This is a genomic window from Clostridium sp. AF19-22AC (genome assembly GCF_003479085.1).
Taxonomy (GTDB): Bacteria; Bacillota; Clostridia; order Lachnospirales; family Lachnospiraceae; genus Faecalicatena_A; species Faecalicatena_A orotica.
In genome coordinates this window covers 108,187-119,543 of record NZ_QUGN01000017.1, presented here as the reverse complement: position 1 = coordinate 119,543, position 11,357 = coordinate 108,187, and the positions used below count along the sequence as shown (strand labels likewise).

The window sequence follows — 11,357 nt, the reverse complement described above, 5'->3', positions numbered from 1 at the left end:
AAGGGTTTCAGGCTTCGAATGTATTGTGGACAATTCATTGCGTATGCAACGATAACCGTCAACTGGCTGGCAATACCTGCGAAAAAACATCCGCTTTTGTGGTGGTGTGATTTCTGGTCTTCCTTCCGGCGATGCACATGTTGATTTTGAAATGGTTGATGGCCCGTTCCACGATCGTTCTTATCTTATAGGCGTCATTTCACTCTTTGGAATCGCGCTGGATACCGGGGAACATACGTAAATCCATATTTTTATAAGTGTAGGTGGTTCTCCCATTTTTAGCAGTGCTGCAGGGGTTTTTACAGTCACAGATCCACCATTTATGGTAATGCATTTTAGGACAGATCCATTTGATGCGGTCTGCGCGTCCCTTTTCGTTAGTAACACCGCAGTACTTCATGTCAAGGGAAGGATCACTTGGACATGTGGGATAACCGTAGGCATTGCAGCCGACTGCTTTCATTTCCTGGATTGTATGGGATCTGTGCTTTTGAAAAATAGAAATCATTTATCAGGATTCCATAGAGATCAGCAGAATCAAAAGCGGAGTCACCAAGGAAGGTATCCGGATGGAAATCAGGATGCAGGGCAAAGAAGTCTTTTAAAACAGGAGTGAGTGCGGAAGCATCACCGACAGACTTGTCTTCATCAGGAGAATCTGTTTTCTTCTCAACGATAAGGTCAGGATGAGAGGACTTAAAGTCTTCGTCATCAGTAAAAGCGATAAGCCTGACAATCCCCAATCCATTGGTGAGGATGGCAAATTTATCCGCGTAACAGAAATGCCCATTGATATACATTTGCTTAGCGTCGGGGCAGGAGGCAGCTTGTGAAGGCATTAGCCCATAGGCCATTTTATAGGGATTAACATCAGGCTTGTCTTTGTAATAAGCTTTTCAGTCTTTTGATCAGAGCATTTAAGGTTTTAGGATTATTCTCGGTAACATAGAGTTTAATTCCAGAGGTATCAAAGGTAAGCATCTGAGCAAGAGAAGCATCAATGAGCTGGCAGATGGGTTCGGTATAATCGACCATTCTTTGAAACATGAGTTCAATGTAATATTCGAAATCATGTTTAGAGCTTGACATGAGGGAAGCATCAGGGACTTTCGTGAAGCTACAGAAATCCCGCAGTTCCCTGCATAAATGTAAAAACAGCAGAAGCAGGGAATCAGTAGGTATGGAAAAGATTTTCTGCAGGATAAAGGCAGTAAGAAATCCGTGCAGTGGATACACACAAGTTCGGCCAAGTGAGCAATAAAAAGCCGAATAGAATTCAGGGGGAATAAATTCATCCAGATCAATGTGCTCTGAAAGAAGAGCAAAGAATGAGGGTGAATCGTCAATGAGTTTGTTTTGGCAGTCTGAAAAAATGTCACTTAAAGCAATCTAATGGTATTTAGCAGCCATAAATTTTCTCCTCCTCAGGTGTTAGGATATGTTGGTTTGGTTACTTATATTTTGCCACTTGTGGAGAGAAAATTTATATAAATCAAGTAATAAAACCCAGTAAAATCAAGGGGTTGGCATTTATCAAATGCCTAATTATAAGTAATATGGGACGGAATAGCAGTCTTACAATAATTGGGAGAAACTTATAATGATAAAATAGGTAATATAAGAGGAGTAAGAGGATGAAAAGAATCAAGAAGACAGGGAGTATAATTTTGTGTATAGTACTATTAAGCAGTGTTATACTTCCTGTTAATGCAGAAACGATGGATAGCAAACAAGCGGAAGCAGGTACTGAACTACAAGAGCCTGAAACGGGGCAGGCGGGGGATGATGCCGGACAAGCAGATATAGTTACTGGAGAAATTCCGACTGTGGATGAGCAGGAAAATGAAAGTGAACAGTCAATAGAAAATGTACAGCCAAATGAGAGTATACCGGAAACTGAATCAGAGGAGGCTACAGATGATGTAATTAAATTAGAGGATAATGAAGAGGCGATTATCAAAACGGAAGAGGCAATTCAATTGCCGGAACCGGTTAATAATCTAAAAGCATTTGCATTAAATGAAGGAAAGATTCAGATTAGTTGGGAGGCGTCCAAAGGTGCCGAGGGTTATCTGGTTTATCGGATGACAGGCGGCGAAGTGAAAATGACTTATCGCTGTATGACCGCTGGCAAAGGATTTGTAGATACAACGGCAGTCTTAAATACCTATACTTATTATAGAGTCTATCCTTATATAAAAAATTCGCAAGGAAAGCTTCTGACAGGCAAATCAATAAAGTATGTATATGCTAAAGCCTATGATGGCCTCAGTTCTGTGCAAGGGTTGAGGGCACAAGTTTTAAATAACACAGCGGTTAAGCTGACATGGAATCGTGATGAAAAAGCAGAAGGATACCTTATCTACCGAAAAGCAGAAAAGGATACTGGGTTTAAGTATTTATATATGTTGGATAAGACAGGATTTATTGACCAGAGTGCTGAAAAAGATATTTATAACTTTTATAGGGTTTACCCATACATTCATGACGATAATGGAAACATGATAGTAGGTCAGTCGTCAGCATATGTATATGCCAGGCCCATTTCGGCACCTGCACCGGTAACTGACTTGAAAGCAGCTGTTTACTATTCTAGCCAGATAAAGCTAAATTGGTCCCCTTCTAAGAATGCAGAGGGATATATTATTTATAGAAAAATCGGAGCAGATGCAGCTTTTACATATCGTTATATAGTATCAGGCAATAGTTTTGTAGATACTACTGCAGAAGCGGATACCTATAATTTTTATCGTGTTTATCCATATTTTAAGGATAGTGATGGAACAAGGCATACAGGTCAGTCAGTATCCTATGTATTTGCGAAACCGACGGCGTTTCCAGCAGTTATTTCCATGAGTATACATAATAATCAATGGGATGGAAAACTGAGTATCACCTGGTGTACAGACAATTATTGGGCAGGGGAACAAGCTATAGAGGGATACCTGATTTACAGAAGAACTGGCAATATAGGAAATTTTAAATATCTTACAGGTTTGAAGACAAATGACTTCGAATATAACTATGGTTGGTTAAGTTATACTGATTCAACTGCTTCATATACTGAGAATAATTTTTATAAGGTCTATCCATATTATACTAACAAAAATGGTACTCGGCAAATGGGACCTTGTAATACATATGCATATGGAAAACCCAAAATTCCCGGTGTCTATGAACTATTTTCGTATGAGCAGATTAATCAGGTTAGACTACAGTGGGAGGTTAATGCGGAGTCTAAGGCAGAAGGATATGATATTTATCGTAAACAGGGAAGCGGGAACTTTAAATATTTAGGTACAACAAAAAAGGCTGAGTATATTGATAAGAGCGCTTCAAAGTCTGCTATAAATTACTATCGAGTATATCCATACCGCACTATTAACGGTATGCATGTACAAGGAAACTCGGACAAATATGTGTATGGACTTGCAAAAAATTATAGCCTCGGGCAGGCAATCGCAGATTATGGGTGGCAGTTTATCGGAACTCCGTATGTATGGGGAGGAAATGACTTGAATACAGGTGTAGACTGTTCAGGATTTACTACACAGGTACACAAACATTTTGGTATAGACCTGCCAAGGACATCTTACACTCAGGAATATGCAGGAAAAGATATCGGAAGGGATTTATCCAAGGCAAAACCGGGTGATGTAATATGTTATTGTTATAATCTTTCAGAAGAGTCGTGTCACGTGGCAATTTATGTGGGAAATGGCAGAATGATTAATTCAACTACATCCTACAGAAACGGAAAGGAAATAAGTGGTATACAGACTGGATATGCGGATTATATGATAATTAAGACAATAAGAAGGTTTTGGTAAACGTAAGAATTATAGGAAGTGGTAATACTAAAAAGAACAAAATAATGAGGGCGTGAAAGTTGCTCTTAGCCTTGATAATTCATTGAGGGGAGAGTATACTAAATTTAGTATATGGTTTAAAGGAAAAAGAGATATGAGGGCGGGAAAAAGGAAAATAGTATTTAAAATTAACTATTCTTCAATAGCATTAATGTTGGTTGCCACTTTTTGTGGCATCAACATTTTGTATGCTGTAGATTGCGGAGTAGTTTTTTTGTTTGGGAAATTGGAACAGTGTGGTGCCTGAGCATGATGAAAATGATTTGAGGGAAGTGATGTGTATGAATAGTGTATAAGAATAGACAATTTGTAAAGGCATAGGGATGGAATAGCGGTACGTATCTTTTATAATAAAATAGTGGTGTAAGATAGAAAAAGATCGTGAAAAGGTACCCGAAAATCAGTTCTTTTAAATTAAGAGGAGTAAGTCTATGAGGAAAGAAAGGTACACCTAAGTATGTGTATGGGAAGGCTCGGTAACATGATAACGAAGTGTTTCAAGGAGGAGAAAAGATGAGAAAAAGAATATTATGTATTATGATGACAGTAGTGTTACTATTATCATTATCTATGACTGTTATGGCAGTAGAACCAAAGGAAAAGTTTAATATTTCTGCAGAAGAGCAAATAGAAGAACAGAGGGAAGAAGCAGATATTATAGAGAATTCAGAAGATTCAAAGATATTGGATGAGACACAGGAAAATACTGAATTAGAAAAGGAACCAGAAAAAATAGGAGAACAGGAGAATAAGCAGGAACAGGAAGATATAGAGACACAGGAAAATAAGCAGAAACCAGAAGACGGTATTGTTAAAGAAGAGGATGAAAAAGCAAAAGAGCAGAACAAAAATACTAATATGGCTTTATCTGCTGTGTCTAATTTGAAAGCAGTAGCTGCAGGGAAAAATAGAGTGCAGCTCAGTTGGAATAAATCACCGAATGCAGAAGAATATATTATTTACCGACAAATTGGAAAGAGCAGTTTTTCTTATCGTTATATCACAAAAAACCTTACATATTTAGATACAACTGCATCAGGTACAGAATATAACTTTTATAGAATATACCCATGCTATAATACTTCTGATGGTAAAAGAATAGTGGGACCCAGTGACACTTATGTTTATGCTAAAGCTACATTAACGGCAGCTGATAATTTAAAAGCAGCATCGGCAGGGAAAAATAAAGTGAAGTTAACATGGAACAGGGTAAATGGTGCAGAGGGGTACATTATATACAGACAAATAGGAAAGGGTACATTTTCTTATAGATATATGACACCTAATTTGTCTTATATGGACACGACGGCATCGGATTTGGAATACAATTATTATCGTGTTTATCCATATTATAAGCAGAATGGCCAAAATGTAACTGGAGCATCACAGAAATATGTGTTTGCAAAAGGAATCCTGCCAGCAGTAACAGGTCTAAAAGCCCAGACTATAGGAAAGAGCATAAAGCTGGAGTGGAATAAGGTAAGTGGGGCCGAAGGATATATTATTTATCGACAAGAGGGAAAGAGTAGTTTTAAATATCTTTACATGAAGGATTCTTCAGCTACATCGTATGTAGACAGCAAGTGCTCGGGTTCTGAATATAATTACTATAGGGTTTACCCATACCACAAAAATTCATCTAAAATGATAGTTGGAATAAGTGATAAATATGTGTATAGTTGCTTAGTACTGGAACCTGTAACTGAGTTAATCTGCGTAAGTTCAGCTTATAGAGAAATTACGCTTCGTTGGACGAAACCGAGAGGCGCTGAAGGTTATTTTGTATTAAGAAAGATAGGACAAGCGGATGCAGAGGTCATAGGGGAAGTAAAAAATGGCAATATAACTAAATATGTGGACCAGAATGCATCAGAATTCGAAGAAAATTATTATGCTGTGATACCATATCTAGTAGATGGAAAGGGACAAACTATTATAACAGATGCGGTAACAACTACATCAGAAATTGCTATCAGCACGGAAGTCGCTTCCACTTCTCTGACAGTAAGTGGATATGAGTCATATACGAATGCTTATAAGGTATTAGACAGAGTAAATGCGGAAAGAAAAAAAGCAGGCAAAACAGCATTGACTATGGACAAAGACCTTATGGATGCTGCAATGCAGAGGGCCGCGGAACTTGTAGTATACTTTTCTCATACACGACCATCAGGACTGTCATGCTTTACTGTAGAACCTAAGGCCTGGGGAGAGAATATCGCAATGGGGACTTATCCGTATTACGATGCAGCGACAATTATGGATGGGTGGATGAATTCCACAGGACATAGGGAAAATATTTTGAGAGATGAATTTTCAAGCATAGGAATAGGCTGTTTTCAATATAATGGCGTTGCATATTGGGTTCAATTATTTGGAAGTGACATGATCGTAAAAGCAGCTAAACCATCTGATAGAAATAATACCAGAACTATTTGTGTTGCCAATAGTCTGCTTAGAACAACAAAAAATGATACAGAAAATAAAGATGTATTGGAAATTGGAATTCCACAGTTGGATGAACAAGATTCTTTATCTTTAGATCAAAGTATAGAAGAATTCAATCATACAATTCATTCATATAATAACCTAACAATTATTCAATAAATGATGGATATAGGTGTGTTTATAATGATACATATGGTCACAAATGGGTGGTAAATAATAATGTGGTATGACTACAACAGGTACGACATACACGGATGGTAGAGCTTTAGATGCTGATTTTAACTTTTACCGGTAATAAATCTTAAGGCCACATCTATAGAAGGCGGAGTGAAACTAACATGGAGTAAGTCTGCAGGTGCAGAAGGGTATCTTGTCTTTGAAAAGTCAGCAAGGGGAGATGGTTATGCGAAAGCTAAATAGTATAGAGAATCAGATGAAGAGAATAATAATTAGTGTCTGTATAGCTGTTATAATTATATTATTTACGATGCCATTGAAATTAAAGGCAGAAGATAATATAGATTATATTAAAAGCAGGCCATTGACGGAAGAAGAGATAGAAGCCCAAAAGGGGATGGAGCCGGAGCTAAAAGACAATTTTGTGGAAGACTTTAATTTTAAACCTTCGGATATTCAAACTTTTAGTTTACTTCCCCAGAAATATGATTCGCGGAATAAAGGGATTATATCTACGGTGAAGAACCAGGGGGATTGGGGGTGCTGTTGGGCAATATCAGCTGTAGATGCGGCTGAAACAACAGCAGTAAACGAACAGATACAAAATAAGGCGGATTATTCCGAGGGACATTTGGCATATTTCTTCTATAACCGAGAAAATGATCCCCTAAATAATACGATTGGAGATAGAAATGTATTACCGCAAGGATCACATTACTTGAATAATGGGGGAAATACTATGTTAGCGGCACAGGCACTGGCAACATGGAGTGGCTTTTCGGATGAATCAGTTATGCCTTATCAACCATATTCAGATCTGCTTATTCCTCCCTCGGATACAGCCTATAAGGATACAGCACTATTAAAAAACGCATTGTTTCTAAGTGATTCTATAGATGAACTGAAAGATGCAATTTACAAATATGGCGCAATAAGTTTGAATTATTATCATAATAATACTTATTATAACTATGATACAGCAGCTTATTGCAATCCAATAGACACAGGCTCCAATCATGCAGTTGTTTTAGTAGGATGGGACGACAGCTATGCAAAAGAAAATTTTTTACACAATGGGAATGTTAGGAATGATGGTGCATGGATTGTAAAAAATAGTTGGAGTTCAGACTGGGGGGATGATGGGTATTTTTATTTATCGTATGAAAATTTGAGTAATTCTAATGGAGTTGTTTTTGAAGTACAGCCACCAGATAAATATGACCACAATTATCAATATGATGGAACTGCAAGCGCAAGTTACATAAAAGTGACCAATCAGGGAAAAATTGCAAATATTTATCAAGCAAAAGGAAATAGTGAAAGTGGGTTGGAATCTCTAAAAGCTGTGGGTGTGACTCTTTTTGATTCTAATATTGAATATTCAATACAAATATATCGAAATTTGTCAGATTTGTTAAATCCGGAAAGTGGAGAAAAGATGTTAGAAACACCTGTAACTGGAAAAACACTGACAGCAGGGGTAAAGACAATTGATTTAGAACACGAGCTTTATATTAGTAAAGATGAGATATATTCAGTGGTTATTGAATTGAAAAATGCTCACGATAATAGTGTTAGGGCTGGAGTAGAAGGTAACGCTGATTATGGCTGGGTCTCGTTTCAAGCGGCAATTGAAAAAGAAAATAGTTACATATATCTCAACAACAAATGGGTAGATTTATTTAATAGTGGTTTATGTGCGAGAATCAAGGCATTTACCAGTGATGTCGACCTACAATTAGAAGACCTTATACTGTCCGAGAGCAAAGTTATCTTGGAGAAGGGGGAAAGTATTACCTTGACAGCAAATATTCTGCCAGAAGAAAGTAATAATGTTCCTATAATCTGGAGTACTGATAATTCTAAAGTAGGAAAGGTAGAGAGCGGTATTATAACTGCGGCCGGAACTGGTCAGTGTTTGATAACAGCAAAGGCTGGGAATAAAATAGCTGTTTGTAAAGTGATAGTTAGACCCGAAGCTTCAGAGTCTATTGAGGTTAAATGCTTAAATCAGTCGACCATTTATATTGAGTGGAAAAAGGTGGAGGGGGCAGAGGGGTATAAAATCTATCGACAAGGTCCCGATGAAAATAGAATGCTATTTTATAAAAATATTGATTCCGGCAGCCAAACGAGTTTTACAGATACAAACTTAGAAAATGGAGAATTTTATTTTTATCGTATTTATTCATATTTTACAGACTCAGAGGAGAAACAAATTTTATCAAATTCCAAAGTATATAAGTATGCAAAAACAGTTTTGCCGGCTGTTGGCAACTTAAAGGCTAAGTGTTCAGGAAAAAATAAGGTTTCCTTATCATGGAATATTACTCCTAAAGCAGAGGGGTATTTAATATATCGTCAAATAGGGAAAAATAAGTTTGTATACAGAGGAATATCGAGTACTAATAATTACTCTGATACAACAGCATCTGATGAGGATTATAATTTTTACAGAGTTTATCCATATTTTACCAAGAAGGGTGAGAAAATACCCGGTATTACGAATCGGTATGTCTATGCGAAAGGGATAACTACGGCAGTAAAGAATTTGAGAATTTCGCGAGTGAAACAAGGAATTAAATTGACTTGGAATAGTTCACCCACAGCAGAAGGCTATCTGATTTATGCACATAAAAAGGGAAAGTATGGATATTGTGGTATGACAACAAGCGGAACGACATTTGTTGATATAAAAATGTTAAAAGATTATTATAATTTTTACTGGATTTTTCCATATCATAAGAATAAAAGTGGAAAAATGATAATCGGAGAAACAGGGGGATATGCGTATTGTAAATAAGACTATATAATGTTATATAGTAGCATACAGGAGTGAAGTTATGAAAATATGTAAAAAATTATTAATACCTTTGTTTTGTTGCCTGCTAATTGGAAGTGTAATTCCCGTTTGTGCGGATGAAGGCGTTGAAAGTGCTGTCAGTGAGGGGAATATTGTTGATATTGACGGCGAGGATAATGACTTAGATGAAGATGTAGAGATGCCTTTAATAGGGAATGAAGACGATGAAGAAAGTAAGGATGAAAACAGGGAAAGCATTGGTGAAGAAAACATTATAACAGATGAAATTGCTGGACAGAACGAAGAAGATACTACAGGAGATATAGTAGAAAGCTCGGAAATAGATGGAGCCAGAGAGCCGGCGCAGTATACATTAAGAAGTCAGTCAGATGCGATGCAGTGGGTGAAATCAAAGGAGGGAAATAAAATTGGAACAGGGGAATGCGTAGATTTAATTAAGGCATACTATGAGTATTTAGGTGTTTCACCGGTATATGGAAATGGTTCGGATTATGTTGGAAACACTCTCCCAAATGGATGGCAAAGGATATATAAGGCAATCCCCCAGCCGGGAGATATTCTGGTTTATACAGGGGGAGCGAATAATTGGGGGCACGTTGCTATATTTGAATCAACAAAAATAACATATCATCAGAATTATATTGGTAAACGATTCGTACAGAGAATCACAACAGTTGCTTATAATGGATTTGATAACCCATATTGGGGGGTGATTAGACCTGATTTCAATAATAAATGGTATGCGGCTTTAGAGCCTGTTAATATTGGAAATGAATGTTATGGAGCTCTAATTAAAAATAGTGGTTGGGCGACACTTGGTGTTAAGGATAGTAACGTAGAAGTTGTTAAAGTGATAGGTGCGACTTCAGAAGTCTGGCATTTTGTAAGACAAAGCGATGGTTCTTATGTAGTCTATAATTGTGAAGATAATAGAGTTTTAGAGGCCACGGGAGGAATAAATGCAAGGGTTGCTCAATATGTAGGCGGAGATAATCAGAAATGGTATATTTATGGAAGATGGAGTGGTGAATGGATTTTTAGACCAAAGTCTTCGGATTATGTATTAGATATTGTAAATAATTCTAATACTGTGGGAGCTAATGCTCAGCTATATGGCAACAACAATTCAGCAGCGCAGAAATTTGCGATTTATACTTTTGAAAAAGCGGGACCGTCTTCTATTTCCGTATCTGTGGGTAACTCTGCAGCTATGACTAAATTTAGCTGGACTGCGGGGAAGAATGTAAATTACTATAATTTAAGAATAAAAAAAGGTGTGCCGGGAAATGTATCAACATATAAGGATGTTTGGAAAATTAAAGCAACATCTTACGCTATAGTTCTTCCGGCAGGATACTATGAAGTTTATGTTGATTCTTGTAATAGTTTTAGCTATTCAGCTAGTAATTTAATTAAGTTTAATGTTGTTCAGTATGTTCCAAAGCCGGTTAATAGTTTAAAAGCCCAAAGTGCGGGAAAAAATAAAGTGAAGCTTACGTGGTTGAATGATTCATATGTAGATGGATATCTAATCTATGCACAGAAAAATGGAAAATATGGTTATTGTGGAATGACAACAAAGGGAATTACGTATACAGATACAAAAGCGTTAGATTCAGATTATAATTTTTATTGGGTATTTCCATATGTACAAGACAGTACAGGAAAGATGCACCCGGGTGGTTGTACTAAATATGTCTTTGCAAAAGGTACATGCCTGGCGGTATCCAATCTAAAAGCAACAAGCCAAACTGGTGCCGTTAGGCTAACTTGGTCAGCATCGGCAGGGGCGGAAGGATACCTTGTATATGGCAAGACAGCATCTGGAAAATATGGATATATTGGAATGACAACTAAAGGAACATCCTATGTGGATAGTAGGGCATCAAAGAAGGAATATAATTATTATTGGGTATATCCGTATCATAAAGATAAAAATGGTAAGATGATAGTTGGAGGTACTCCTAAATACGTATATGGAAAAGCAAGATAATTTGAAAAAAATTACGGCCCGGATCTGTTAAGGATTCCGGGTTTTT

General features: G+C 37.1%; 4 protein-coding genes and 1 pseudogene. 4 read left to right on the top strand and 1 reads right to left on the bottom strand.

The features are described 5' to 3' along the window. Positions 1–58: 58 nt before the first annotated feature. Positions 59–1,389: pseudogene (locus DWX43_RS18350) on the bottom strand (transposase). Between the two features lie 245 nt (positions 1,390–1,634). Here DWX43_RS18350 and DWX43_RS18345 point away from each other — a divergent pair. The 4 genes from DWX43_RS18345 to DWX43_RS18325 all read left to right on the top strand — a co-directional run bounded on the left by DWX43_RS18345 (position 1,635) and on the right by DWX43_RS18325 (position 11,311). Further along, positions 1,635–3,830, top strand: coding sequence for a C40 family peptidase (locus DWX43_RS18345; protein WP_118621367.1), 2,196 nt, complete (start codon positions 1,635–1,637; stop codon positions 3,828–3,830). A gap of 552 nt (positions 3,831–4,382) precedes the next feature. Continuing rightward, complete coding sequence (locus DWX43_RS18335) at positions 4,383–6,476, top strand: CAP domain-containing protein (protein WP_118621365.1); 2,094 nt, start codon at positions 4,383–4,385, stop codon at positions 6,474–6,476. Positions 6,477–6,720: 244 nt separating this feature from the next. Next, positions 6,721–9,297 carry a C1 family peptidase gene (locus DWX43_RS18330; RefSeq protein WP_182440756.1) on the top strand — a complete coding sequence of 859 codons (2,577 nt, stop codon included), beginning with the start codon at positions 6,721–6,723 and terminating at the stop codon, positions 9,295–9,297. Between the two features lie 40 nt (positions 9,298–9,337). Next, positions 9,338–11,311: an RICIN domain-containing protein gene (locus tag DWX43_RS18325; RefSeq protein ID WP_118621363.1), complete on the top strand. Its 1,974-nt coding sequence runs from the start codon at positions 9,338–9,340 to the stop codon at positions 11,309–11,311. The last annotated feature ends 46 nt before the right edge of the window (positions 11,312–11,357 follow it).